Origin of the sequence: Lawsonibacter faecis, assembly GCF_014287675.1 — a bacterium.
In the GTDB taxonomy this organism is placed as follows: Bacteria; Bacillota; Clostridia; order Oscillospirales; family Oscillospiraceae; genus Pseudoflavonifractor; species Pseudoflavonifractor faecis.
The window spans coordinates 265,392-288,775 of the sequence record NZ_JACOPQ010000002.1 but is presented as its reverse complement, the minus strand read 5'-3'; the positions used below and the strand labels follow the sequence as shown (position 1 = coordinate 288,775).

Annotated in this window: 32 protein-coding genes; all 32 read left to right on the top strand. The window is 66.2% G+C overall.

The window, feature by feature from the left end; all coding sequences use genetic code 11:
* The first annotated feature begins 248 nt into the window (after positions 1–248).
* Positions 249–734 carry a phage terminase small subunit P27 family gene (locus H8S62_RS03570; protein WP_186918485.1) on the top strand — a complete coding sequence of 162 codons (486 nt, stop codon included), beginning with the start codon at positions 249–251 and terminating at the stop codon, positions 732–734.
* A complete protein-coding gene (locus tag H8S62_RS03565; RefSeq protein WP_186918484.1) occupies positions 727–2,457 on the top strand; it encodes a terminase TerL endonuclease subunit in 1,731 nt (576 codons plus the stop codon). Before H8S62_RS03570 ends, H8S62_RS03565 begins: the two co-directional genes overlap by 8 nt.
* A gap of 2 nt (positions 2,458–2,459) precedes the next feature.
* Positions 2,460–2,699 (top strand): hypothetical protein, encoded by a 240-nt coding sequence (locus tag H8S62_RS03560; protein ID WP_186918483.1) that lies wholly within the window; start codon positions 2,460–2,462, stop codon positions 2,697–2,699.
* Positions 2,699–3,913 carry a phage portal protein gene (locus H8S62_RS03555; protein WP_186918482.1) on the top strand — a complete coding sequence of 405 codons (1,215 nt, stop codon included), beginning with the start codon at positions 2,699–2,701 and terminating at the stop codon, positions 3,911–3,913. Before H8S62_RS03560 ends, H8S62_RS03555 begins: the two co-directional genes overlap by 1 nt.
* Positions 3,914–4,615, top strand: coding sequence for a Clp protease ClpP (locus tag H8S62_RS03550; protein ID WP_186918481.1), 702 nt, complete (start codon positions 3,914–3,916; stop codon positions 4,613–4,615).
* A 19-nt stretch (positions 4,616–4,634) separates the two neighbouring features.
* Positions 4,635–5,933, top strand: a complete 1,299-nt coding sequence (locus H8S62_RS03545; protein WP_186918480.1) for a phage major capsid protein — start codon at positions 4,635–4,637, stop codon at positions 5,931–5,933.
* Between the two features lie 20 nt (positions 5,934–5,953).
* Positions 5,954–6,364, top strand: a complete 411-nt coding sequence (locus H8S62_RS03540) for a hypothetical protein (RefSeq protein ID WP_186918479.1) — start codon at positions 5,954–5,956, stop codon at positions 6,362–6,364.
* A 2-nt stretch (positions 6,365–6,366) separates the two neighbouring features.
* Positions 6,367–6,672, top strand: a complete 306-nt coding sequence (locus H8S62_RS03535; protein WP_243255326.1) for a head-tail connector protein — start codon at positions 6,367–6,369, stop codon at positions 6,670–6,672.
* 15 nt (positions 6,673–6,687) lie between these two features.
* Positions 6,688–7,287, top strand: coding sequence for a head-tail adaptor protein (locus H8S62_RS03530; protein ID WP_186918477.1), 600 nt, complete (start codon positions 6,688–6,690; stop codon positions 7,285–7,287).
* Positions 7,288–7,289: 2 nt separating this feature from the next.
* On the top strand, positions 7,290–7,778 hold the full coding sequence (locus tag H8S62_RS03525; protein WP_186918476.1) for a hypothetical protein: 489 nt from the start codon (positions 7,290–7,292) through the stop codon (positions 7,776–7,778).
* Positions 7,775–8,248, top strand: a complete 474-nt coding sequence (locus H8S62_RS03520; RefSeq protein ID WP_186918475.1) for a hypothetical protein — start codon at positions 7,775–7,777, stop codon at positions 8,246–8,248. Before H8S62_RS03525 ends, H8S62_RS03520 begins: the two co-directional genes overlap by 4 nt.
* A gap of 12 nt (positions 8,249–8,260) precedes the next feature.
* Positions 8,261–9,340: a phage tail sheath protein gene (locus H8S62_RS03515; RefSeq protein WP_186918474.1), complete on the top strand. Its 1,080-nt coding sequence runs from the start codon at positions 8,261–8,263 to the stop codon at positions 9,338–9,340.
* 12 nt (positions 9,341–9,352) lie between these two features.
* The gene (locus tag H8S62_RS03510) at positions 9,353–9,793 is read left to right on the top strand and encodes a phage tail tube protein (RefSeq protein WP_186918473.1); all 441 of its coding nucleotides are present in this window, start codon (positions 9,353–9,355) and stop codon (positions 9,791–9,793) included.
* A 45-nt stretch (positions 9,794–9,838) separates the two neighbouring features.
* Entirely contained in the window at positions 9,839–10,207 is a 369-nt protein-coding gene (locus H8S62_RS03505; RefSeq protein ID WP_186918472.1) for a phage tail assembly chaperone, read from the top strand.
* A gap of 14 nt (positions 10,208–10,221) precedes the next feature.
* Positions 10,222–10,347, top strand: coding sequence for a hypothetical protein (locus H8S62_RS18275; protein ID WP_279287738.1), 126 nt, complete (start codon positions 10,222–10,224; stop codon positions 10,345–10,347).
* A gap of 1 nt (position 10,348) precedes the next feature.
* Positions 10,349–12,511 carry a tape measure protein gene (locus tag H8S62_RS03500; RefSeq protein ID WP_186918471.1) on the top strand — a complete coding sequence of 721 codons (2,163 nt, stop codon included), beginning with the start codon at positions 10,349–10,351 and terminating at the stop codon, positions 12,509–12,511.
* Positions 12,508–13,278, top strand: coding sequence for a LysM peptidoglycan-binding domain-containing protein (locus H8S62_RS03495; RefSeq protein ID WP_186918470.1), 771 nt, complete (start codon positions 12,508–12,510; stop codon positions 13,276–13,278). Before H8S62_RS03500 ends, H8S62_RS03495 begins: the two co-directional genes overlap by 4 nt.
* The gene (locus tag H8S62_RS03490) at positions 13,259–14,266 is read left to right on the top strand and encodes an XkdQ/YqbQ family protein (RefSeq protein ID WP_186918469.1); all 1,008 of its coding nucleotides are present in this window, start codon (positions 13,259–13,261) and stop codon (positions 14,264–14,266) included. The genes H8S62_RS03495 and H8S62_RS03490 overlap by 20 nt, the downstream gene beginning before the upstream one ends.
* Before the next feature lie 2 nt (positions 14,267–14,268).
* Complete coding sequence (locus tag H8S62_RS03485) at positions 14,269–14,547, top strand: hypothetical protein (RefSeq protein ID WP_186918468.1); 279 nt, start codon at positions 14,269–14,271, stop codon at positions 14,545–14,547.
* A 165-nt stretch (positions 14,548–14,712) separates the two neighbouring features.
* Positions 14,713–15,135 carry a contractile injection system sheath initiator gene (locus tag H8S62_RS03480; RefSeq protein WP_186918467.1) on the top strand — a complete coding sequence of 141 codons (423 nt, stop codon included), beginning with the start codon at positions 14,713–14,715 and terminating at the stop codon, positions 15,133–15,135.
* A complete protein-coding gene (locus H8S62_RS03475) occupies positions 15,128–16,264 on the top strand; it encodes a baseplate J/gp47 family protein (protein ID WP_186918466.1) in 1,137 nt (378 codons plus the stop codon). The genes H8S62_RS03480 and H8S62_RS03475 overlap by 8 nt, the downstream gene beginning before the upstream one ends.
* Positions 16,261–16,884, top strand: a complete 624-nt coding sequence (locus H8S62_RS03470; protein ID WP_186918465.1) for a hypothetical protein — start codon at positions 16,261–16,263, stop codon at positions 16,882–16,884. The genes H8S62_RS03475 and H8S62_RS03470 overlap by 4 nt, the downstream gene beginning before the upstream one ends.
* A 14-nt stretch (positions 16,885–16,898) precedes the next feature.
* Positions 16,899–17,888 carry a hyaluronate lyase N-terminal domain-containing protein gene (locus H8S62_RS03465; protein ID WP_186918464.1) on the top strand — a complete coding sequence of 330 codons (990 nt, stop codon included), beginning with the start codon at positions 16,899–16,901 and terminating at the stop codon, positions 17,886–17,888.
* 9 nt (positions 17,889–17,897) lie between these two features.
* The gene (locus H8S62_RS03460; protein ID WP_186918614.1) at positions 17,898–18,557 is read left to right on the top strand and encodes a hyaluronate lyase N-terminal domain-containing protein; all 660 of its coding nucleotides are present in this window, start codon (positions 17,898–17,900) and stop codon (positions 18,555–18,557) included.
* A complete protein-coding gene (locus tag H8S62_RS03455) occupies positions 18,557–19,165 on the top strand; it encodes a putative phage tail protein (RefSeq protein ID WP_186918463.1) in 609 nt (202 codons plus the stop codon). Before H8S62_RS03460 ends, H8S62_RS03455 begins: the two co-directional genes overlap by 1 nt.
* Positions 19,166–19,178: 13 nt before the next feature.
* Entirely contained in the window at positions 19,179–19,841 is a 663-nt protein-coding gene (locus H8S62_RS03450) for a hypothetical protein (protein WP_186918462.1), read from the top strand.
* 59 nt (positions 19,842–19,900) lie between these two features.
* On the top strand, positions 19,901–20,209 hold the full coding sequence (locus tag H8S62_RS03445; protein WP_186918461.1) for a hypothetical protein: 309 nt from the start codon (positions 19,901–19,903) through the stop codon (positions 20,207–20,209).
* A gap of 6 nt (positions 20,210–20,215) precedes the next feature.
* Entirely contained in the window at positions 20,216–20,509 is a 294-nt protein-coding gene (locus H8S62_RS03440) for a toxin-antitoxin system toxin subunit (protein ID WP_186918460.1), read from the top strand.
* Complete coding sequence (locus H8S62_RS03435) at positions 20,506–20,655, top strand: XkdX family protein (protein WP_186918459.1); 150 nt, start codon at positions 20,506–20,508, stop codon at positions 20,653–20,655. Before H8S62_RS03440 ends, H8S62_RS03435 begins: the two co-directional genes overlap by 4 nt.
* Before the next feature lie 82 nt (positions 20,656–20,737).
* Positions 20,738–21,841, top strand: a complete 1,104-nt coding sequence (locus H8S62_RS03430) for a DUF6273 domain-containing protein (RefSeq protein WP_186918458.1) — start codon at positions 20,738–20,740, stop codon at positions 21,839–21,841.
* 50 nt (positions 21,842–21,891) lie between these two features.
* Positions 21,892–22,626, top strand: a complete 735-nt coding sequence (locus H8S62_RS17780; RefSeq protein WP_207723445.1) for an SPOR domain-containing protein — start codon at positions 21,892–21,894, stop codon at positions 22,624–22,626.
* On the top strand, positions 22,626–23,384 hold the full coding sequence (locus H8S62_RS03420) for a peptidoglycan recognition protein family protein (protein WP_243255322.1): 759 nt from the start codon (positions 22,626–22,628) through the stop codon (positions 23,382–23,384). The genes H8S62_RS17780 and H8S62_RS03420 overlap by 1 nt, the downstream gene beginning before the upstream one ends.

Genomic DNA, 23,384 nt, shown 5'->3' with positions numbered 1-23,384 from the left:
GCGAGGCTTAGGCGCACAGGCGCTTGAGCGCGTGGCGCAGGCGTGCCCAGGGGCAAGCCCTTGGCTTGCCGTGAACCCTCCCCCCACCCTAAAAAAGTTCGGGGCGAGGGGTGCAAGACCGCATGGCCCCCTCGGCGCGGGATTTTCTCCCCATGGGAAAGTTCAGGCGGCGGAGGGCGTGGGAGACAAAACGGCGTGGGAGACAAAACGGCGCGGGAGACAAAACGGCGCGGGAGGAGGAGGAGACCATGCCGGGACCGAGAATGCCGCTGGCCGTACTGGAGGCCAACGGGAAAAAGCATCTGAGCGAGGCGGAAAAGGCGGAGCGGGCCGCCCAGGAGGTCAAGCTGCCCAGGCCGAAGAAAATCAGCCCGCCGTCCTGGCTGCCGGAGTACCTGAAGGGGGATTTCCGCAAGCTGGCCAAGGAGCTGCTGGAGGCCGACATGGGCGCGGCCGGGCTGGACCGGGATACCATTGGGCGCTACCTGGTTGCCCAGCGGCAGTATACGGCGGCGGCCCGGCACGTAAGCGACGCCCTGGACGCCGAGGACGTGGAGGAGGTGGCAGCCTGGGGGAAGGAGCAGGAGCGGTGCTTCAAGCAGTGCCGGGCCTGCGCCGCCGACATGGGCCTGACCATCTCCAGCCGGTGCCGCCTGGTGCTGCTGCCCAAGAAGGAGGCGGCGGAGACCAACCCTTTCCTCACGCTGATGGAGGGGCGGCGGGACCGTGCCTGAGACGCTGTGGCTGACGCCGTTTATCCATGTGCCCGCGCCGGAGGACGGCGCAGAGCTGCGCTACAGCCCCGAGGCCGTGCAGCGGGTGATGGACTTCTTCGCACTGCTGGTGTTCGGACAAAACGAGTGGGCGGGCAGGCCCTTTGAGCTGCTGCCCTGGGAGGAGCAGGCCATCCGGGAGTTCTACGGCGTCCAGGTTAGGGACGACGACGGGGAATGGGTGCGCTACCGCCGGTTTTTGTACGACGAGATCGCCAAGAAGAACGGCAAGAGCGAGTTTGCCGCCGGGCTGGGCCTGTATCACCTCCTCTGTGACGGCGAGACGCGGCCCCAGGTGGGCGTCTTCGCGGCGGACAAAATCAACGCCGATATCATCTACCAGTGCGCCAAATTCATGGTGGAGCACACGGCCCTCTCAAAGCCCGCCCACGCGCCCCTGGCCTGGTGCCGGGACAGCGTGCGGGAAATCCGTACCCGGTTCGGCGGCGTGATGAAGGTGTACTCCAGCGAGGCGGAGAGCAAGCACGGCTTTTCATTTTCCGCCATCATCATCGACGAGCTGCACGCCCAGCCCAACCGGCGGCTGTGGGACGTGCTGACCACCGGGTCCGACGCGGCGCGGCGGCAGCAGGCTGTGATCGTGCTGACCACGGCCGGGGACGACCCGGACCGAAAGAGCATCGGCTGGGAGGTGCATGAGAAATGCAGGCGGCTCCTGGCGTGGCGAAACGGGGAGCCCGAGCGGGAGCTGGACGAGGACGACCCCCAGTGGTGCCCCATCATGTACGGCGTGAGCGTCCTGACCGGCGACGACCCGGAGAGGATAGCCGCGCTGGACATCTACGACGAGGCGCTGTGGAAGCTGTGCAATCCCTCCTACGGCGTGACCATCAAGCCCAGGCAGTTCCGGGCGGAGGCCCGGGCGGCCAGACAGAACGAGGCGGCGGAGCGGAATTTCCGCTGGCTGCGGCTAAACCAGTGGATAGCCACCAAGGACGTGGGGTGGATTCCCCTGACCATCTACGACAAGACACAGTGGGGGCCGTCGGCCAAGGCCGACCGGGAGGCGTGGCTGGAGCGGCTGCGTGGCAAGAAGTGCTTTGGCGGCCTGGACCTCTCCACCACAACGGACCTGACGGCCCTGGTGCTCCTCTTCCCGCCCCAGGAGGGGCTGGACACCTGGGTGGCCCTCTTCCGGGCGTGGCGGCCCGGGGACGGGGTGCTGGAGGCGGAGCAGCGGGACCATGTGCCGTACCGCGATTGGGAGCGGGCCGGGTTCCTGGAGCTGTGCGAGGGCGACATGATCGACTTTGTGCAGGTGGAGGAGGCGGCGGCCCGGGCGGCGGAGGAGTACAAGCTGCTGGCGCTGGGGGTGGACCCCTACCTCTCCCGGACCCTGACCCAGCGGCTGATGGAGCGGGGGCTGGAGGTGATTGAGATACCCCAGACCATGCTCTCCATGTCCCCGGCCATGAAGGAGCTGGAGCGGCTGCTCCGCGCCCGGGAAATGCGCCACGTACACAACACCTGCGCCCGGTGGTGCTTCGGCAACGTGCGGTGCGCCGTGGACGGAAACGAGAACATGAAGCCCATGAAAAACCGCAGCATCGGCCGCATCGACATCACGGTGGCCTGGATAATCGCCATGGCCGTGGCGCTGGTGAAAATGCCGACCGGGCCGGATATCAACGAGCACGTACTGTCCGAGGATTGGGGGATATGAGTTTGAAGAAGCTGAAACACATATGGAGCCGGGTGGCCCCGGTTGTGGGCAGACTGCCCGGGCGGACGGCGGAGGTGCTGGGGACCTACCTGGACGACCTGCTACTCCTGGCGGCGGGTATTTGCTTCGTCCTGGCGGCCCTGGAGCTGCTGGGGCGGCCCTGGGCGCTGGTGACGGCGGGGGTGTGCCTGGCGGTTTACGCCGTGGTGGTGGCCCGCTCCAGGAGAGGGGGCGGGGGCTGATGCTCTTCGGCAAGGCGATGGGCCGCCCCCGGGCCGCCATGGAGGAGCGGACGCTGGAGTGGGGCGATATGCAGGCATGGCTGCGGGAGGTGTTCTTCAGCGGCGAGGAGCTGGGCGTGAACACCACCAGCGCGGAGCGGCTTTCCCCGGTGGCCGCCGCCCACCGCATCCTGACGAACGCCTTTGGGCTGATCCCCTTCGGCGTCTACAAAAAGGACGGGGACGCCCGGGCGTCGGTGAGCGACGAGGCGCTGGACCGGGTGCTGAAGGTCCGGCCGAATATCAATATGTCCCCCTTCCTGCTGGGCAAGGTGGTCATGTCAAACGCCTTTTGGCATGGGGTGGGCTACTGCTGGAACAGGCGGGACCCCTCCGGCGCGGTGACGGAGCGTATCCCGCTGCCGACGGAATGCTGCTCCGTCCGGCGGGACAGCGCGACGGGGCTCTACTGGTACGACTTCAACGTGGACGGGGTGCAGAGGACCTTTGCCTCCTACGAGCTGTCCATGCTGTTCTTTGAGAGCTATGACGGCATCCGGGGGCGGGGGCTGCTGGACCTGGCCCGGGAGACGGTGGCCTCCGACGGCATGGCCCAGCGGTACGGCAAGAAGTTCTACCAGAACGGGGCGCGGCTCTCCGGCGTGCTGGAGGTGGACACCAACGCCAGCCGGGAGACCCGGGACAAGCTCAAAAGCGAGTTCCGGCAGTACGCCACAGACGACGCTTTTGCCGTGGCCGTGCTGGACCACGGAATGAAGTATACCCCCATCGGGGTGAGCCAGAGCGACGCACAATTTATTGAGAGCCGCCAGTTCGGCGTGGAGGAGATTTCCCGGTTTACGGGCATCCCGAAGTATATGCTCCAGGTGGGCAAGGAGGCGTACAACAGCAACGCCCAGCAGCGGATCGACTGGGTGACGGACACGCTGCTGCCCTACGTCCTCCAGTGGGAGCAGGAGAACACCTACAAGCTGCCGACGCCCCAGCAGAGGGCGCAGGGCTGGTATCTCCGGGGGAACGTGGAGGTGCTGCTCCGCGCCGACCCCAAGACCCGGGCGGAGTTCTACGAGAAGATGGTGCAAAACTCCGTGTACTGCCCGGACGACTGCCGGGCCAAGGAGGAGAAGAACCCCATCCCCGGCGGCCTGGGCCAGGAGTTTCTGGCGACCAAGAATCTGGGTTCGCTGCGGGCTATCCTGAAAGGAGAGGAGTAAATGGACATCAATCTCAGGGGGGAGCTCTGGGACAACGACTCCGCCGACGTGCTGCGATTCTGGGGCTGGCGGGATATCACCGCCCCCATGGACATCGCAAGCGCCCTGGAGCAGGCGGGGGGCGAGGACGTGACGGTGCTCATCAATTCCCCGGGCGGGGATATGACGGTGGGCATGGAGATCCGCTCCCTGCTGCGGCGCTACCAGGGGAAGACCACGGCCCTGTTCCAGGGCTACGGGGCATCCTCCGCCACGCTGGCGGCCTCTGGCTGCAACAGCATTGAGTGTGAGCCCGGGGCCCTGCTCTGCTACCACAATCCAACCGGCGGCGCGGAGGGGGACTACAAGGACCTGTCGCTGGCGGCCGAGGGCCTGCGCAACGCCCGGGACTGCATCCTGGAGGCGTACACGGCGAGAAAATCCGCCAAGAGCCCCGAGGAGCTGGCCGAGCTGATGGACAAAAACATCTGGATTTCCCCCACCCAGGCGCTGGAGTACGGGCTCATCGACGCCATTGTGCCGCTGGAGGCGGGGGACGGGGACCCGGCCGCTTTCGTGGCGGCGGCGGGCGGCCGCATCCGGCTGACGGCGGCCATGCGGGAGAAGTACCGGGCCCACGTTGCGGACGAGCGGGCCGCAGCGGCCCAGGAGGTATTGGCAAGGCGCGCCATGGCTCGGATGAGGGCGCTTGCAACTTATTAAGTGAAAGGGGACAACAAAAATGGTTGACTACATGGAGAAAATCACCGGGCTGCGGGCGCAGAAGAGCCAGTTGCTCAGCCAGGCCGAGGGCCTGGTCAGCGAGAACAAGTTTGAGGAGGCCGACAAGATTACCGCCCAGATGGAGGGCATCAACGCCCAGATTCAGAGTCTGGAGAAGCTGGCCGCCGCCAGCAATCAGGCGGCGGAGAGCGCCTATGACGGGGCGCTCCACACCCCCGATCCGGGCGGAAAGCCCGAGGACAAGCGGGATGAGGCCCGGCCCTTCGCCACACTGGGCGAACAGCTCAAGGCGGTCTACTCCTTCCGCAAGAACCACATTGAGGACAAGCGCCTGTTCCAGGTGAACAACGCCGCGCTGGGGGCGAACGAGGGCACGGGCGCTGACGGCGGCTTTGTGCTTCAGACCGACTTTGCCGGGATGATTCTGGAGAGCGCGGTGCAGTCGAGCCCCCTGCTCAACCGCCTGGACCGCTACACCTGCTCCAGCGCCGCCAACGCCATGCGCTGGCTGAGCGCGGACGAGACGGACACCTCCAAGGCGGTGTTCGGCGGGGTACAGATGTACTGGGCCAGCGAGGCGGCCTCCGTCGCCGCCAGCAAGCCCCAGTTCAAAGAGATGAAGATGGATCTGGAGAAGATGATGGGCTTTGCCTACGCCACCGATGAGATGCTGGAGGACGCGGCCTTTATGTCCGGCTTCTTCGGCAATGCGTTCACCCTGGCGGGGGACCGGCTGCTGACGGAATCCGTGCTGTGCGGCGACGGCGTGGGCAAGCCCCTGGGCATCCAGAAGTCCGGCGCGATGATCGTGGTGGACAAGGAGTCCGGCCAGGCGGCGGGGTCCTTCCTGGGGGCCAACGCCATCAAGATGCAGGCCCGGGCCATGCCCCGGAACCGGGACAGGCTGGTGTGGCTGATGCATCCCGACGTGGAGGAGGTGCTGCCCTATCTCGCCATCCAGAGCGGCGAGGCGGCCAAGTTCCTGTGGAACCCCGAGGGCGGGCTGGGGGCGTTCGACACCCAGCGGGTGCTGAACAAGCCCGTGCTCTTTGAGGACAACTGCTCCGCCCTGGGCTCGAAGGGCGACATTATGCTGGTGGACCCCTATCAGTACATCCTCCTGACCAAGGGCACCGTCAAGCAGGAGTGGTCCATCCATGTGGAGTTCCTGACCGACCAGAACTGCTTCCGGGTGGTCTTCCGCTGCAACGGCGGGCCCAAGGCGAACAAGCCCATGACCATCAAGAACAGCACCAAGACCCGCAGCCCCTTCGTGGCCCTGGCGGCCCGGACCTGATTGAGAGAGGAGAGAGCGAAATGAAGCGCATTTTTGAAGAGCTGGCCCGTGGAATCGTCTTCGCGCCCCAGGCGGTGTCCACCGCCACCCAGAAGACCAGCGGGTTTGTGGCCGCGTCCGAGACCGGGGAGGTGGAGTTCCTGCTGGCCACCGGCCCGGTGGCCAGCGGAAAGAAGCTGACCGTGGAGGTTTACGCCGCCGGCGACGAGGCGGGCACCGGCGCGGTAAAGGTGGCGGACGCGGTATTTACCGCCGATAAGGCCATGAGCGAAGCGCTGGTGACGGTCTCCTGCAAGCCCCACGCGGAGCACGGGGCCTATCTCGGCGTCAAGTTCAAGCACGACACGGGCGCGGACCTTGTTTGCGCGGTCGTGGCGGCCTCCCGGGTTGACTTCCTGCCCGCCGAAAACGGGTGGACCCTGGCGGTGTGAGCATGGGCGCGGCGGGACTGACGGCGGAGGAGCTGGCGGCCGCCAAGGCGTATCTGCGGGTGGAGGGTGAGGAGGACGACGCCGTGGTGACGGCCTGCGTCCTGGCCGCCCGGGAATACCTGGCCGGGGCGGGGGTGGCCCTCCCCCCGGCGGAGCACCCACGGCGGGCCCTCTACGATCTGGCGGCCCACGCCATCGCCCTGGGCAGCTACGACCTGCGGGACCCGGTGCTGACCGGGAGCGTGGCCGAAAACCCCCAGCTCCGGCGGACCGTCGTCCAGCTCAAGCTGACCGAGCCCCAGGGCTGAAAGGAGCGGAGACGGATGAAAAACAGCGCGGGAGCGCTGCGGGAGCGCGTGGAGCTGCTGGGGCTGACGGAGACGGCCGGGGGCTGGGAGTATATCAAGTACGCCGAGGTATGGGCCGCCGTGGAGCTGACCGGCAAGACCAGCCTGTTTTCCAAAATCGGCATCGGGGCCAGGGCGGCGGAGCTGACGCTGCGCCGCCGGGCCCTGACCCTCCACCAGGCCGCCCGCTGGCGGGGACAGCACCTGTTCCTCAGCGAAATAACCGAGCCTGCGCGGGGGTGGCTCAGCGTCCAGGCCGCCGTGGTGGAGGTGACGGAGTGCACCGCCCGCCACAGGGAGGCGGCGGTGGACAAGAGCCGGGGCAACCGGCCGGTGCGGACGGTGGGTCCGCCCTTTGCCTTCCCCGGGGTGTTGACCGAGAAATACGTGCGCTACGAGCGCGAGGCGACCCACGCCGCCGCCGGGGCGGGGCTGGTGCTGGTGGCACCCAAGCCGGTGGCGCTGGATGAGGGGGACTTTGTGGACGCGCTCGGGGCGCGGCACTACGTGACCGCCGTCCACTCCCTGGACCCCTGGAAAAACGAGTATGAGATTGAGCGGAGGGAGGATGTGTAGGCTTGCAGAGCGGAAATTTGAGCGGACTGGACCGGCTGCTGAACTGGCTGGACGACCTGCGGGAGGAGCATCCCCGCCGGAAGCGGCAGCTTCTGGACCGGCTGGGCAAGGCCCTCCAGCGCACCGCTGCGGAGCAGGCGGCCGCTTCCGGCATGAAGAACGGCGGCGGCCGGGTGCCGGGGTGGCAGAAGTACCACCTGGGCAGCAGGCTGGGGTATACGGCGGTGCGCCCCGTGGGGGGAAAAGAGGGTGCGGAGACCGGGCCCAACGGCCCAGGGGCCGTCACCAACTATACCGAGAACGGCCACGCCATCCGCAGACCCTCCGCCGTCAGGCGCGGGGGCTACCGCTACCGGCCCCGGATTAAGGTTGCTGCGGTAAGGGGCTACCACTACTACGCCCGCTCCGAGCGTTCGGCGCTGGCGGCCTGCGAGGCCGAGAGCAGGGCCTGGTGCGAGGAGATGGGCAGGGAGATGGGAGGGCCCGCATGACGCTGATGGAGCTTGGAGACGCGCTGGGGGAGCGCATCTGCTCCCGCTGGCCGGACAGAATCATCTACCGGGACGTGTGCCCGGCGGACTTTGAGCGGCCGTCCTTCTTCCTACAGATGACCCGGGCGGAGGCCAGCGACGCCAACGCCCTGCTTCAGGGGTGGGACGCCGAGTGGAGCCTGGAAATCTTCGACGAGAAGGACGACGACTACGTGAGCAGCAGCGAGCGGCTGATGGAGACCCAGGCGGCGGTGCTGACGCTCTTCGGCGCGGGCTATGTGCGGTGCTGCGGAAGGGCCGTGTCCGTGCTGGCCGTGGCAGAGGGCAGGGAGCCGGAGTCGGCCTTTGTGACGCTGCGGTGCAACTGGTTTGCCGGGCGGCCGGGGGCAGCCGTGCGGGAGGCCCCGCCCATGGAGCACCTGGACCTGCGGCTGAGGGAGCCCGGCGGCCCGGGAGCAGACAGAAAGTAAGGAGTGAATGACATGGCAATTGGACTGCCCAAGCTGGAGCAGGAATTTTACGCGGCCGCGCAGGCGGCCTCCGCCCGGGACAAAAAGGGCGTTGTGGCCCTGATTCTGCGGGACGCCAAGGCGGCGGGCCTCCATGAGGTGGTGTGGGAGAGCGACATCCCCGCCGAACTGGGGGAGGCCAACCGGCGCAACGTGGAGCGGTGCATGACGGGGTCCGACATGGGGACCCCGTCCAAGGTGTATCTGGCCGTCATCCCCCCGGACGGGGAGAGCGGGGCCGCTACCCTGGCCCCGGCCCTGGCCCTGCTGGACAACTACTCCGCCGACTACGTGGCCGGGCCCCCCGACATGAGCGAGGCGGAGTGCGGGGAGCTGGCGGCCTGGATTAAGAAGCGCCGGGAAAAGGGCGGAAACACCGAAAAGGCGGTGCTCCCCCACACGGCGGCCGACCACATGGGAATCGTCAACTTTACCACGGACGATATCAAGGCTGGGGCGGAGACCTTCACGGCGGGGGAGTACTGCTCCCGCATCGCCGGGATTCTGGCCGGGGTGCCCTCCACCTGCTCGGCCACCTCCTGCGTGCTGCCCGAGGTGACGGGGGTCCCCGCTGTGGAGGACGCGGACGCCAGGGTGGGCAAGGGGGAGCTTTTCCTCATCCGGGACGGGGTGCAGGTGGAGATCGCCCGGGCGGTCAACTCCCTGGTGACGGTGGGCGCGGACCAGAAGGAGGACTGGAAGAAGGTCAAAATCGTGGAGACCATGGACCTTTTGACCTACTTCGGGACGACCACCATCAAGCACGGCTACCGGGGCAAGTGCGCCAACAGCTACCCGAATAAGCTGCTGCTCCTGCTGGCCTTCGAGACCTTCTTTAAAACCCTGGAGCCGGACATCCTCCAGAAGGGACGCAGCAGCATGGACCTGGACCTGGATAATCAGCGCAAATGGCTGAAAAACAGCGGAGCCGACGTGGGGAGCATGACCGACCAGGAGATCCGGGAGGCCGACACGGGGAGCTATGTCTTCCTGCTGGGGCTGGTGAAGATACTGGACACCATGGAGGATTTCCTCATTCGGTATGAAGTATAGGGGGGATAGGATATGTCAGTGACAATTGACAGCGCAGAGCGCGTTATCAACGGCACTTACGGCCAGGTATGGCGCACCGGGCGGATTATGGCCGAGGTCAGCGGGTTCACGGCCAAGGTGGCCAAGACCAAGGAGGCGGTCAACCTCTGCGGCGAGCTGTGGGAAGACACCAAAATGACCAAGAAGAAGGGCACCGGGACCCTGGAGTTTTTGAAGGTGGACAGCGCCATGATTGAGGACGAGGGGGACCCGGAGACCGGGGGCTACGGCCGGGACAAGATTATCTGCCAGTTGGCGGACCCCGCCTCCTGGGGCGCGGAGCGCATCGCCCTCTACGGGGTCAACTTCGACGAGGTGCAGCTTGCCAACTGGAAGGCGGCCAGTGTCACCCGGCATTCGGTGCCGTTCACCTTCACGGGCTACAAGCTGCTGGACAGGATTGCGGAGCGGTAAAGGGGCCCGCGAAGGGGGCCCGGCGACGAGAGAGGAGATAAAGCGATGAGTACGACCATGGACAGGCTGCTGGGGCTGGAGCTGCCCAAGCCGGAGCTGAGGCAGAAGAAGATTAAGCGCCTCTCCGAGCTGGCGGGGGAGGATGTGGTCTTCACCCTGCGGGAGCTGACCAGCGCCCAGATTGAGGCGGCGGCCGGTCTTCAGAAGGACCGGGACGCCAACTATGTGCTGGAGGGCGTGCAGGAGCCCAACCTGCGGGACCCACGCTGGTACGAGGACAAGATGGGCTGTGAGACGCCTGCGGACGCCCTGAAGAAGCTGCTGCGGCCCGGCGAGCTGCGGGCCCTGGCCCGTGAGCTGGACGAGCTGGCGGGCTACGGACCCGGCGTGCTGGAGGACATCTCAAAAAACTGAGGACGGATGGGGAGTTGCAGACCGCACAGTGGCTCCTCATCCGCCACGGCATTCTCCCGGGGACCTACTACCGGCTGAGCGACGGGGAGAAGCTGCTCATCCGGGGACTGCTGACGGACTACTTAGAGGGGAGGGAGTAGCATGGCGGAAGCCAGCATCGCACTGAAGCTCCAGGACAATTTTTCGCAGGCGATTATCAATATGCGCAACGCCTGCACGCCCTTCCGCTCCGATGTGACGGAGCTGCAAAAGGAGCTGGACAGGCTCAATGGCAAGAGGGTTGACCTGAAGGTGGACCTGACCCGGGCGAAGAACGAGCTGGCCCAGGCCAGAAGGGCGTTCAAGGAGGCCGAGGCCGGGACGGACGAGATGGAAAAGGCGACCAAGCGGGCGGCGCTGGCCGCCGCCGAGGCGGACTACTCCAACCTGACGGAGCAGCTTTCCGTGGTGAGCCAGCAGGCCAGAAGGACGCAGAGAGATATCGACGCCGCCTCCGACGCGGCATCCAGGGCGGATAACCGGGCGGGTGCCAGGAATAACGGCGGGGCCGGAAGCGGAGGGGCCGCCGGCGGCGACGTTCTGGGGACGCTGGGGAAGGCGGGGCTCATGGGGATGCTGGGGCAGAGCCTGGGACAGGTGACGGACACCTTCCTGGGCTCCGCCCTGGGGGGAAGCGTGGGCTCCGCCCTCTCCGGGGGCATCTCCGGCGCGGCGGCCGGGGCAGCCATCGGCTCGGTGATTCCGGGCATCGGAACCGCCATCGGGGCCGCCGTGGGCGGCTTGACGGGGCTGGTGGGGGGCGCGGCCGACATCTTCAAGGAGCAGGACGACGCATTTAAAAGCTACGTCCGCGACCAGTACGGCTCGCTACAAAGCGCCCGGACCGCCGAGCTGGAGAGCGGCGGGCAAATCGCGTCCGGCCGGGAGACCAGCCTCACCTCCTTTGCCACCCTCCTGGGCGGACGGGAGAATGCCGTCAGCTATCTGGACGAGGTGAAGACTCTGGCCAACAGCACGCCGTTTCTCTACGACGACATCACGGGCCTGTCCAAGACCATGTTGACGTTCGGCACGGCGGTGGATGAGATCATCCCCACGCTGACCGCCGTGGGCGACACGGGGGCCGCGCTGGGCATGGGCACGGCGGATATCAACACCGTGGCCACCGCCCTGGGGCGGATGCAGTCCACCGACAAGGCGAGCCTGGAATACATCAACCTGATGACCGAGCGGGGCATCGGGGCGCTGAACTGGCTGGCGGAGAAGGACGGCATCTCTGTGGCCCAGGTGTACGAAAACATCTCCAAGGGCAATTACAGCGGCCGGGAGGTTGCGGACTTCCTCATCAAGAGGATGCAGAAGGATTACGGCGGGGCCATGGAGGAACAGTCCCTGACTTATGCGGGCCTCTCCTCCACCATGGAGGGATGGACCCAGGAGATGCGCAGCGCCCAGGGCGACGCCTACAACGAGAAGGCGAAGCTGGGCCTCCAGGACAATATCGCATTCCTCCAGGGGGAGGCGGGAGCCGCCCTGGAGCAGATGAATGCCTACATCGGAGAGGGAAAGGCCCTGGCGGAGAACCTGTCCGGCCAGTACCAGCGGGAGGCCATGTCCGCCCTGCTGCTGGGAGGCCCCACCAGCCTTTACGGCGAGGAGCAGGCGGGGACCCTCCAGGCGATGCACGAGGAGTACGCCGCCCTGCAAAAGCAGTTTGACGAGGGGGACGACGAGTCGAAGGCCGTCGCGGCCGCCAACATGGAACGCCTCAAGAGCGCGGCCGAGGGGCTGGCCGAGGACGCCTACAACGTCAGCGACACGGCCAAGGGCGTTCAGGAGGCGGAGCGTGATCTGGTGAAGGCCCTCCAGGACAACACGGCGGCGCTCCAGGCCCATATGCCCGAGTACCTCATGGGCCAGCAGCAGGACAAGGGACAGGCGGCGTCGGCGTTCAGCCAGTTCATGCTGGGCCCGAAGGGGGACGGCGAGGGCGGCTTTTCCACAGCCTGGACCCAGCGGATGGAGGCCGAGGGAGACCTGCTCGCGGCGGGGATGGGGGTCAATTCCCACGCCACCGGCCTGAAGCGGGTGCCCTACGACAACTACTTTGCCCTGCTCCACCAGGACGAGGAGATCGTCCCGGCCTCCGAGGCCCGGGGCCGCGCCTCCGGCGGGGGCGGCGGGGGCGTCGTGATTACGGGCAACGAGTTCCACATCCGCCAGGAGAGCGATATCCAGGACGTGGCCAGGGAGCTGATGCAGGAAATCCGGCTGGCCCGGTTGGCGGGGGAGTACGGCCTATGAGACGCAGACAGATTTTTGTGGACGCGGCGGCGGGAGTGGAGCTGGTGCTCCCCGTGACCCCGGCCGGGTACGGCTGGGAGCACGGCATCAACGTGGAACAGGTCAACATCGACCGGCTGGGGGACCTGAACCTCCCCGGCTACGGCACCCTGGACAAACGGAGCGTGGAGTGCTTCTTTCCGGCCAGGGACTACCCCTTCAACGAGCCGGGGACGGTGCTCAATCCCTGGTGGTATCTGGAGCGGATTGAGCGGTGGATTGACGCCCGGCGGAGCGTGCGCTACATCGTGTCCGGGACGCCCCTCAACGCCCTGGTGCTCATCCAGAGCGTGGAATACCGGGAGAAGGACGGCACCAACGACGTATACGCCGCCATCGCCCTGCGGCAGTACCGCACGCCCGACGCGCCGGAGACGGCGGCGGCCCGGGAGGTACGGGGGGCGGACGCGGCCCTGGCCGCGTCCGGCAGCTACGTGGTGGCGGAGGGGGACACCCTGTCCGCCATTGCCCGGCGCTTCTACGGCGACGAGAGCAAATACCTGGCCCTGGCCAAGGCAAACAGCATTGCAAACCCCAACCTGATTTTCCCCGGACAGGTGCTGACCATCCCGGGGTTGGACGCGCTCCCGGCGGCGGCCGCGCCCACGGCCCGGTCCGCCAGGGTGGCCGGGGCCACCAAATTTGTACGCACCGAGACGGGACAGCGGGTGATGACCACCCTGAAGGAAGAGAGGGAGGCGGGCGGCCTTGGCACGTTTTTCTGGTAGGGGCGGCGACGGCCTGAAGGTCTTCGTCCCCACGGCTGCGGGGCGGCGGGAGATTACCCGGCTGCTGACCGGCTACACCTGGAGCGGGAGCATCAAGCGGTGCGCCCGGGAGTTTGCCTTTGACATGGCGGCGTCTGAGCTGGACGCGGACCTCCCCCGGGTGGACTGCCCCATGGGGACGGCGGTGTCCGTGGAGGACGGCGCGGGGAGGGCGGTCTTTGAGGGCATGGTGGTCTACCGCAAGCGCACCGGCGGCGGCGCGGCCATTTCCCACCGCTGCCTGGACGAGGGGCGGCGGCTCTCCGCCTGCCAGGGCTGGTACAACTGGCACGGTGCGCCCGAGGCCGCCGTGCGGCAGATCTGCGCCGACTTCGGCTTTACCCCGGGGCGGATTGCCGCCACGGGGGCGGCGGTGAGCCGGAAGTTTACCGGCGTGGCCTGCCAGAAAATCATCAATACCCTCTACACCAAGGCCGCCGAGACCACCGGGCGGCGGTATGTGATCCGGGTGGAGGGAAAGGCCCTCTCCGTGCTGGAGAAGCCCGTGGAGAGCGACTGCATCCTGGCCCCCAGGCAGACCATCATGCACTCCTCCATCGCGGAGAGCATTGAAAAGCTGGTGGACAGCGTGGCCGTATACGACGAGTACGGAAATAAGCTCCGGGTGGTCCGGGACGACGACGCCGTGGCCCTCTACGGACTCATGGAGCGGGCCGTCACCCAGCGCAGGGGCGCGGACGCGGCGGCGGAGGCCGGGGAGCTGCTGGAGGACAACGGTCCGGCCCAGACGGTGACGGTGGAGTGCCTGGGCGACCTGGACCTCATCTCCGGGGAGGCGGTGGTGGTCCGGGAGACCTCCGCCGGGGCGGCGGGGCTCTTTTGGATCGACAGCGACCGCCACCAGTGGAAAAACGGCCAGTACGTGGCCAAGCTGGACCTGAACTTCAGAAACCTGATGGACGAGACCAATGCGGGAAAGGAGAAATGACCATGGACCCCTTTGCTGAGATGGCGGCGCTCCTCACGCCGAGCGTGGCGAAGTCCGCCCCCGAGGGGCTGGTGCTTCAGGCGGGGAACGGACTGCCCCTCCGGGTGGCGGCCCATGGGCTGCCGCTGGAGGCCGGGGACCTGGCGGTAAATCCCGCCCTGGACTGGCGCTGGACCGAGGACGACGGCGCGCCGGAAAAGCTCCGGGCCGGGGACCGGGTGGTCCTCCTGACCGGGGACGGGGAGCGGTATTATATCCTGTGTAAGGTGGTGGACGCATGAGAGAAGCGCGCAGGCCGCGAGCAGGGGAGCCTGGACTGGAGCGACGGGCAAAGCCCAGGCGGAGCCGACCCCCGCAAGGCTCGGCCGGGTTTGGCCGGAGTCGGAGGGAAGGCGGCCCGCCCGCGAGCGTGACGGAGCGTGACAGGGACGGGAGGGGGTTGCGGCGTGGTTAAGGAGCTCTTTCCCATCGCCCCCGGCCCGGCGGAGGACGCCCGGCGGAGCCTGCCCCTGTACCGGGATATTGCCTGGGACCGGGAGCGGAACGCGCCCCGCTGGCAGGACGGCGAGCCGGTGTTTGCCGAGGGGCTGGAGGCCGTGCTGACCTGGGCGGTCAACGCCGTGGGGACCGCCCGCTACCGCTGGGAGCAGTTCAGCCCCGATTACGGGTGCTCCCTGGCCGCCCTCACCGGCCAGCCCTACGGCGAGGACACCAAGCTGGCCGAGGCGGAGCGCTACGTCCGGGAGGCCCTGATGGTAAGCCCCTACATCACGGGGGTGCGGGTATCGGGGACCGCCTTCAGCGGCGGCAGATTCTCCATGGATCTGAAGCTGGAGACGATATACGGGGAGGTGAGCTTCGATGTTTGAAGACCTGACCGTCGAGACGGTCAAGAAAGAGATATTGGACTACGTGGCGGAGCACTACCCCAAGCTGTCCGCCAGGGAGGGGAGCTTCCTGGACGTGACCTGGGGGGCGCTGGCCGTGCAGTACTGGGAGATGCTGCGGACGCTGGACGCCTTTATTCCGGCCTTTTACATCGACGAGACCTCCGGGGGATATATCGACCTCCAGAGCGGGAGCATCGGAATGACCCGGAAGGCGGGCACCAGGGCCCGGGCGGAGATCACCCTGACCGGCCGGGCGGGGACCGCCCTCGCCGCCGGGACGGTCTTTCTCACCGCCGGGGGACTGGAATTTGAGCTGACGGAGGCCGTGGCCATCGGGGAGGACGGCGCGGCCGTGGGAGAGCTGGAGGCCGCAGAGGTGGGGAGCGCCTACAACGTGGAGGCCGGGGCCATCTGCCGGATGTACGTCAACCCCCTGGGGCTGGACGGCTTTGCCGCCGGTGCCGCCCGGGGCGGCACCGACGCCGAGACCGACGCGGAGCTGGTGGCGCGGTATTACGAGCGCCGCAGGAAGCCCCCCACCTCCGGCAACGTCTACCACTACGACCAGTGGGCCAGGGAGGTGGACGGGGTGGGGCTGTGCAAGGTCCTGCCCCTGTGGGCCGGGCCGGGGAGCGTCAGGGTGCTGGTCTCCGACAAGGACCTGGGAGAGGCCGCAGGGGCCATTCTGGAGGCCGTGGAGGCCCACATCCGGGAGGAAATGCCCATCGGGCCCGCCGTCACCGTGGCGGGCATGGAGGCGGTGGAGATCGCCGTCTCCGTCTCCGGGCTGCTGCTGGACGCCTCCGCCACCCTGGCCCAGGTCCAGAGCGCCCTGACCGCCGCCCTGGGGGCCTACTTCCGCGCCCAGGCCGAGAGCAGCGTGGCGCAGCATTACCGCTGGTACGCCGCCCACTGCGGCGCGGGCGTGACGCAGATCGACTACGCCGGGGACACCTACACCCTGCGGCACAACGCCGTGGCCATGGAGCTGCTGAGCATTCCCGGGGTGCTGGACTTCGGCGCGCTGACCATGAACGGCTCTGAAGGGAACCTTCAGCTCGCCGTGGGGCAGCTCCCAAGGCTGGGCAGGGTGGAGGTGGCGCTGTGAGGTACACCGCCAAGCTCAACCGCAGGGATACCCCCTACGTGATTGCCGACGAGGCGCTGACCCTCTCCGGCGGGCGCTGGGAGGGCTGGCCGGGGCACGACAACGTGGACCCGGCCACCATTGAAATCTACACCCTGCCGGGGCGGCAGGGGGAGAAGGTGCTCAACTACACCACCGAAATCCGGGACGGGGCCGAGTGGAAGCTGTGGCTGCGGGTCTTCGCGGCGGCGGATGTGCTCTATCTCAGCTACGAGACCACCGGCGACGTGGTGGAGGCCGATGATATCAACCAGCTCCAGGGGGACCTGGAGGGCCTGGCGGCGGAGGCCGAGGCCGACCGGCTGGCACTGGACGGAGCGCTGAAGCGCAAGGCCGACCTGGTGGGCGGGACGGTGCCCGTGGAGCAGCTACCGGCGGAGGTGGTGTCCGGCGATATCGACTTCGGGACGTTTGACGACGCGGATGCCCTGACGCTGCACGAGACCTCCCGGACGGCCCACCCGTGGATGCTGGTGGACGGGAACTATTCGGCGGCAGCAGACACGTCCCAGACGTTGGAGGAGCACATGGCAAATCCAATGGCTCATCAAAATTTGGATATCGATGGAAACGGAACATAGGAGGGAAATAAACCATGGCGGGAAGAATCCGAATTAAGCGAGGCGCTCAGGTCGGTGTGGAGAATCTGGTCCTATCCGAGGGCGAGATGGCCGTAGCCCTGGACACTGGAAATGTCTATATCGGAACCACGGCAGGCAAGGTTCATATCAACCCGAAGGGCGGCACATCGGACCAGGCGGTGAAGCTGATGAATGCCCGGGAGTTTTCGATCAGCGGAGACGCCACAAGCCCGGCGGTTCCCTTTGACGGCACCCAGGCGGTGGAGCTGGTGCTGACCCTGGCCACCATGAGCGGGCTGACGGCGGGGACCTACACCAAGCTCACCGTTGATGCAAAGGGCCGGGTGACGGCGGGGGCGGCGCTGACCATTGAGGACCTGCCCAGCATTCCGGCCAGCAAAGTGACGGGGCTGCCCACGAAGGTGTCCCAGCTCACCAACGACAGCGCGTACCAGACCGAGGCGCAGGTGGCGGCCAAGGTGTCCGCCCTGGTGGCTTCCGCACCCGAGGCTCTGGACACCCTCAAGGAGCTGGCCGACGCCCTGGGCAACGACCCGAACTTTGCCGCGACGATTACGACACAAATTTCCGGCAAGGAGGCACTCTTAAAAAACGCTGCGGAGAAGACCTCGCTGGCGGACGCGGATCTGCTGGCGGCACTGGACAGCGCCGCGTCGAGCGCCACGAAGAAGGTCAAATTCTCCACGCTGAAAGCGGCGCTGAAGACCTATTTTGACGCTCTGTACAACAAGTACGTGCATCCCGCCTACACGGCCAAGACCGCCGGGCTTTACAAGGTGACGGTGGACGCTACCGGGCATGTGAGCGCGGCCACGGCGGTGGCAAAGTCCGATATTACGGCCTTGGGCATCCCGGGGCAGGACACGGTTTACACCCTGCCCACGGCTTCGGCCAGCGTCCTGGGCGGCGTGAAGGTGGGGGCCGGGCTTGCCATGGCCTCCGGGGTGCTGAGCGTGGGCGATATCGACGGCGGGACGTTTTAAGGAGGGCCTATGAGCCGTAAGCTGCAACTGAAAAGAGGGGCCAAGGCAAAGCTGCCCATCCTGTCGGAGGGCGAGCCGGGCTTTGTGACCGATGAGAAAAAGCTGTACCTCGGCACCGGGACGGAAAACGTGCCGATGGCAAAGGACGCCGACCTCATTGCCCATGCCGTGAGCAAGAGCAACCCCCACGGCGTAACGGCGGCACAGGTGGGGGCAAGGCCCAGCACTTGGACGCCCTCCAAGGCGGATGTGGGGCTGGAGAGCGTCCCAAACGTGGCCACCAACGACCAAACGCCCACTTTCACGCAGGCGGGGGCGCGGGCCAATCTGGTGAGCGGTGAAAAGCTCTCCGTGCTCCTGGGGAAGGTCATGAAATGGTTCGCGGACCTGAAGACCGTTGCCTTCAGCGGGAGCTACAACGACCTGAGCGACAAGCCCACCATACCCGGCGTGCCGTCCAGCCTGCCGCCCTCCGGCCCGGCCGGGGGGGATCTGGAGGGGACCTATCCAAGCCCCGCCGTCAAGGATAATTCCCACCTGCACACCATGGCCAACGTGACCGGGCTGAGCGGGGCGCTGGACGGCAAGGCGGACACGGGGCACACCCACACCGGCTATCTCCCCACCGGGGGCCTGACCTGGGACGCCCTAAAGGGGGGCGGCGGCTGATGAAGTACGGCGAAGGGCGCTATGGCGCTGCGGGCTACGGCCTGAGCGACGCCGGGCCCGGCGGCGACGACGCCCGGCCAGTGGACCTCCTGTCCAGAATCCCACCGCAGTGGCGGGGGAGCGAGGAGATGCAGGCTCTCCAGGGCGTGATGGGCTGGCAGGCCGGGCGGCTGCGGGCATGGTTTGACGGCTTTGCAAGGCAGCTTGCGCTGGAGACCGCCACATGGGGCCTCGTCTACTGGGAGCGGGCCTTTGGCCTGGAGAGCGACGCCGGGAAGACCTACGCATTCCGCCGGGAGCGGGTTAAGGCCAAGCTCCGGGGGGCCGGGACCACTACGCGGCAGGCCCTGGTCAACGTGGCCTCCGCCTTTGCCAACGGCGAGGCGGAGGTGATCGTCTACCCGGAGGAGTACCGCTTTGTGATCAAGTTCGTGGGCGTGAAGGGCGTCCCCGCCAACATCAAGGGGCTGGAGGAGGCCGTGGTGGAGGCCAAGCCCGCCCACCTGGCGTTTTCTTTCGAGTACCTTTACAACGTCTGGGACAACCTGGCAGCCGTCACATGGACCGAGGCGGGGAGCAGCACATGGGACCGGCTGAGAATCCTTTAGAGGGGAGCGGAAAATGAGAAAGACGACCAACTATCAGCTCAATATGCCGGACGGAACCGACACCGTGGATATTGAAATACTCAACGCCAACGCGGCGGCCATCGACGCCGCGCTGAAGGGGCTGAGCGACGAAAAGGAGGCAAAGCTCAGCGGCGCGGCGGCGAAGACCACGCTGGCCGACGCGGACGCCCTGCCGCTGCTGGATTCGGCGGCCAGCTCCGCCACCAAGCGGATCACCTTTGCCAACCTGATCACGGCTATGAAGGCGAAGCTGGGCACGGTGTACGCCGCGCTGAGCCACACACATACCAGGAGCCAGATTACCGACTTCCCCGCCAGCATGACGCCGACAGCGCACACGCATGGAACGGGGGATGTGACGGGGCTGTCCACTGCGCTGAGCGCCAAGGCGGAGCGGAAGACGGCAACGGGGACGCTGAGCACCACCGGGTGGACGGGGAGCGCGGGGAACTGGAGCCAGGCGGTTACGGTGAGCTGGATGCTGGCTGCGGACGTGCCCAAGGCCCGGCTGACGGGGACCACGGCGGCCCAGATGGACGCCTGGGACACGCTGGAGCCCTACGTGGACAGCGCGGCGGGCAAGGTGACATTCTACTGCAAGCAGACGGCCAAGCCGTCCGCAGCGATGAGTGTTGGAATTGAGGTGATACGATGAGCAGAGGGACTGTCGTCGGGCAGAGAATGCCCGCGCCCGCCGCCCTGCGGGGCAGGATTGTGTACGGCTCCTACCAGGGCGACGACGCGGAAACACGGACGATTAACCTTGGATTTCAGCCTGATATTGTGCTGCTGGTGATGGCAGATGGCAGCATGGCTTTCCAGAACTCCGGCTTTTCTATGCACTATGGCGGGCTTGCAGTATCCGGGAGTCCTGCAAACTACGCATCAGGCAAGGACTCGGCCAAGGACTATATCACTTGCACGGCCAATGGGTTTTTAGTTAAATCCTTTACCCGGTCGGATGTTGTAGTCAATAGCAGCCCCAGCGTTTACAACTATGTAGCTATCAAGACAGGAGGCTAGCGTAATATGACCATCATTCAGATTGACTCAGTTGGGAACGGCCTGCACCGGATTGAGCAGCAGAGCGGCCGGAGGGCCTGCTGGCTGGAGGGGTACATAGAGGTCCCCGCCCATCTGGAGGCGGCGGCATGGGATACCTGCGGATACTGCGACCTGACCATTGAGGGCGGGAAGCTGGTGGGGGTGACGCCCACCGAGCGGCCCGCGCCGGAGCCGCTGCCGGAGCCGGAGCCCACGCTGGAGGAGCGCAACCGGGCGGATATCGACTATCTGGCGGCGCTGCAGGGGGTGAGCCTGTGAGCGTGTACGAGCTGGCGAAGAAATATTACCCCAGGCTGTGGGGCGCGGAGCGCATCAATGCGCTGGTGGAGGCCGGGCGGTTGAGCCGGGCCGAGGCGGACGAAATCACGGCTGTGGAGAACTCCACAGAGGAGGGCAAGCAATGAGAATTATCAAAAATTACCGGGGGGGGGCACTCTTATTACAGGGTAGCCCGGACCCGGATTGTGGACAAAAAGGAGGTGCAGCATGGCTAGAGGTCAGCTAGTAGGCCAGCGGGCCGCGCCGCCCTCCGTGTTGGAGAAAATGGTGTTGGCGCAGAAGACGCCGGTCACGTTGGGGAGCGTGGCGGTGGGGGAGACCATCGTGCTCAAGGTGGACGGAGCGCCCAGAGAGTGGATCGTGGTCCATCACGGGAAGCCCTCCGGCATCTACTCCAGCACCTTTACCGGCGGTACTGTTTTGCTGATGAAGGATATCTACGAAAAGCGCCAATGGCACAGTGCCGACGTAAACGACTACGCCAACAGCACTATCCATACTTACCTCAACAATACCTTCATTGCGAAGCTGGACGCTGATGTTCAGGCTGCAATAAAGCAGGTCAAGATACCCTACCGGGCGGGGAGCGGAAATGGAACGGCGGTTACGTCCGGGGAGAGTGGATTGGCTGCAAAGGTATGGCTCCCGTCCGGGTATGAGCTGGGGTTGACAAAATCGGCCTCTGACGGCGCCACCTTCCCCGCAGAGGGCGCCAAATTCGCCTACTTTTTGAGTGGAGAAACAACTGAAGCAAACAAAAAACGAATCGGGCTTATGAGCGGTACCGCTCAAAATTGGGAGACCCGCTCCCCGTACTGCCATAGCAGCACCGGAGCAACAAGCATATTGCTTGTCGGCACGACAGGAGAGGCACGCCGGGGCACCGGTTCGGGCGCATACACCATCCGCCCCTGTATTGTTTTGCCCGATACTTTTACAGCGTCAGTGCCGACCTTCATCACGGACGCGCACGGAACCCCGCTGTATATCCCGGAAGAACAGGTAATCGGCGGCGTGAAGACAGCCGCCGGGAGCTATACGGGGACGGGAAAGTACGGGGCCAGCAACCCCAATGCCTTGACGCTTGGCTTTGCGCCTAAGCTGGTGATTATAACATGCCGGGCAGAGGAGTCTTACGGCGGCTTCGGGTGGGTGTCCGGCACACCAAAGGGGAAGACGGCGGTCATAGGCAATACTCTCTATAAGGCCAACATCACATGGAGGTCTGACGGCCTGAGCTGGTATGCCGATGGAGATTCGCAGCAGCTCAACCAGAGCGACCTTGTGTACGACTATATTGCCATCGGCTGACCCGACTACGGCAAAACCACCCGCCACGGCGGGAGTGAGGTGAGATACATATGAGCAATTACAAGATAGCGACCTACCCCCAGGACAAGTACCGCTTTGAGCTTTTTGATAACGTGGACCGCCTGACGTGGCAGGAGATTAAGAAGCGGACCGGGTGCTGTGCCATCATCAATCTGTGGTATTTCGCGCTGGCGGCTCAGCCCGGCGCCGGGGTGAAGTACTTTGACCACCAGAACGGCGGCGTGATGCTCCGGGGCAAATGGGTCTACGAGAAATACGACTTCCCCGGCATTTGCATCGACGCTGCCGGGCGGGTCTCCACCGGCTGGAAGGAGGACGCCGAGTGGGACTATGCGGCGGCAGGCCAGGCGGCGTATCTGGGCGGGCGGCTCAACAACAAGACCGCCTACAGCCGAAACGGAGTGACGTATACGGGCGTCAAGGGAGACGGCTCGGTGGTGTGCCTGCTGGCCTCCAGGGACGCGGGCCTGACCGGCGAGGAGGCCGTGGCGGCCATGCTGGGGGCCGGGTGCGTGGACATCCTGCGTTGGGACGGCTCCTGGAGCAGCCAGGGGAGCCTCGGGCCGGGGATGGACGTGCAGCCCAGCCAAAAACGCATCTGCCGGGGGTGGCTGCTGGTGTTTCCCAGGGAGACGCGGGAGGAGCCCAAGACCCTGTACAGGGTCCAAGTGGGGGCGTTCTCCGTCAAGGCCAACGCGGAGCGTCTGCGGGACGAGCTGAAGGCCAAGGGATACCCCGGATTTATCCAGGAGGTGGAGCAGTGATGGAGATACGCAAGGACTACCCCTGCAACCCCAGAAACCATCAGGGCAGGCGGGTGAAGCCGGTCCGGTGGCTGGTGATCCACTATGTCGGAGCGCTGGGAGACGCCCGACAGAACGCATGGTACTACCACAACACGCCGGGCATCGGGGCCAGCGCCCACTACTTTGTCGGCCACACCGAGGACGGCGCGGACGTGTGGGCCAGCGTGGCGGAGGACTGCGTGGCCTCCCACTGCGGCCGCAGCGACGGCAGGTACAGGCATCCCGACTGCCGCAACGCCAACAGCATCGGCATTGAGATGTGCTGCCACCGGGACGGGGCGGGGAAGTGGTACTTTGACCCGGAGACCGTGGACAGGACGGTGGAGCTGGCCCGGGATATCATGGCCCGGCACGGCATCGACGCCGCCCATGTGCTCCGCCATTACGACGTAACCGGCAAGATTTGCCCAGCGCCCTACGTCAACGACGGGGCGGCGTGGGAGACGTTTAAAAAGCGATTGGAGGGAAGCGAAATGACCAGGCAAGAGGTGCAGGCCCTCGTGGACGAGGCCGTGAGGTCCGCGCAGCCCAGGGTATACACGGATATGGACGAGGTGCCGAAGTGGGCGCAGGGGCTTGTGAGGCGGGCGGTGGAGACCGGCATTATCAGAGGCGACGGCGCGGGCAGGCTCCACCTGACGGACGACCTCCTGGTGACGCTCCAGATGATGTTCAACATGGCCGATAGGCCCGTGACGCCGGAAAGGAGCGTGTGA

Coding starts and splice junctions, on each gene's coding strand:
- H8S62_RS03570 (WP_186918485.1), top strand. CDS start 249: ATGCCGGGACCGAGAATGCCGCTGGCCGTACTGGAGGCCAACGGGAAA.
- H8S62_RS03555 (WP_186918482.1), top strand. CDS start 2,699: ATGCTCTTCGGCAAGGCGATGGGCCGCCCCCGGGCCGCCATGGAGGAG.
- H8S62_RS03550 (WP_186918481.1), top strand. CDS start 3,914: ATGGACATCAATCTCAGGGGGGAGCTCTGGGACAACGACTCCGCCGAC.
- H8S62_RS03545 (WP_186918480.1), top strand. CDS start 4,635: ATGGTTGACTACATGGAGAAAATCACCGGGCTGCGGGCGCAGAAGAGC.
- H8S62_RS03540 (WP_186918479.1), top strand. CDS start 5,954: ATGAAGCGCATTTTTGAAGAGCTGGCCCGTGGAATCGTCTTCGCGCCC.
- H8S62_RS03535 (WP_243255326.1), top strand. CDS start 6,367: ATGGGCGCGGCGGGACTGACGGCGGAGGAGCTGGCGGCCGCCAAGGCG.
- H8S62_RS03530 (WP_186918477.1), top strand. CDS start 6,688: ATGAAAAACAGCGCGGGAGCGCTGCGGGAGCGCGTGGAGCTGCTGGGG.
- H8S62_RS03520 (WP_186918475.1), top strand. CDS start 7,775: ATGACGCTGATGGAGCTTGGAGACGCGCTGGGGGAGCGCATCTGCTCC.
- H8S62_RS03515 (WP_186918474.1), top strand. CDS start 8,261: ATGGCAATTGGACTGCCCAAGCTGGAGCAGGAATTTTACGCGGCCGCG.
- H8S62_RS03510 (WP_186918473.1), top strand. CDS start 9,353: ATGTCAGTGACAATTGACAGCGCAGAGCGCGTTATCAACGGCACTTAC.
- H8S62_RS03505 (WP_186918472.1), top strand. CDS start 9,839: ATGAGTACGACCATGGACAGGCTGCTGGGGCTGGAGCTGCCCAAGCCG.
- H8S62_RS03500 (WP_186918471.1), top strand. CDS start 10,349: ATGGCGGAAGCCAGCATCGCACTGAAGCTCCAGGACAATTTTTCGCAG.
- H8S62_RS03495 (WP_186918470.1), top strand. CDS start 12,508: ATGAGACGCAGACAGATTTTTGTGGACGCGGCGGCGGGAGTGGAGCTG.
- H8S62_RS03485 (WP_186918468.1), top strand. CDS start 14,269: ATGGACCCCTTTGCTGAGATGGCGGCGCTCCTCACGCCGAGCGTGGCG.
- H8S62_RS03475 (WP_186918466.1), top strand. CDS start 15,128: ATGTTTGAAGACCTGACCGTCGAGACGGTCAAGAAAGAGATATTGGAC.
- H8S62_RS03465 (WP_186918464.1), top strand. CDS start 16,899: ATGGCGGGAAGAATCCGAATTAAGCGAGGCGCTCAGGTCGGTGTGGAG.
- H8S62_RS03460 (WP_186918614.1), top strand. CDS start 17,898: ATGAGCCGTAAGCTGCAACTGAAAAGAGGGGCCAAGGCAAAGCTGCCC.
- H8S62_RS03455 (WP_186918463.1), top strand. CDS start 18,557: ATGAAGTACGGCGAAGGGCGCTATGGCGCTGCGGGCTACGGCCTGAGC.
- H8S62_RS03450 (WP_186918462.1), top strand. CDS start 19,179: ATGAGAAAGACGACCAACTATCAGCTCAATATGCCGGACGGAACCGAC.
- H8S62_RS03440 (WP_186918460.1), top strand. CDS start 20,216: ATGACCATCATTCAGATTGACTCAGTTGGGAACGGCCTGCACCGGATT.
- H8S62_RS03430 (WP_186918458.1), top strand. CDS start 20,738: ATGGCTAGAGGTCAGCTAGTAGGCCAGCGGGCCGCGCCGCCCTCCGTG.
- H8S62_RS17780 (WP_207723445.1), top strand. CDS start 21,892: ATGAGCAATTACAAGATAGCGACCTACCCCCAGGACAAGTACCGCTTT.
- H8S62_RS03420 (WP_243255322.1), top strand. CDS start 22,626: ATGGAGATACGCAAGGACTACCCCTGCAACCCCAGAAACCATCAGGGC.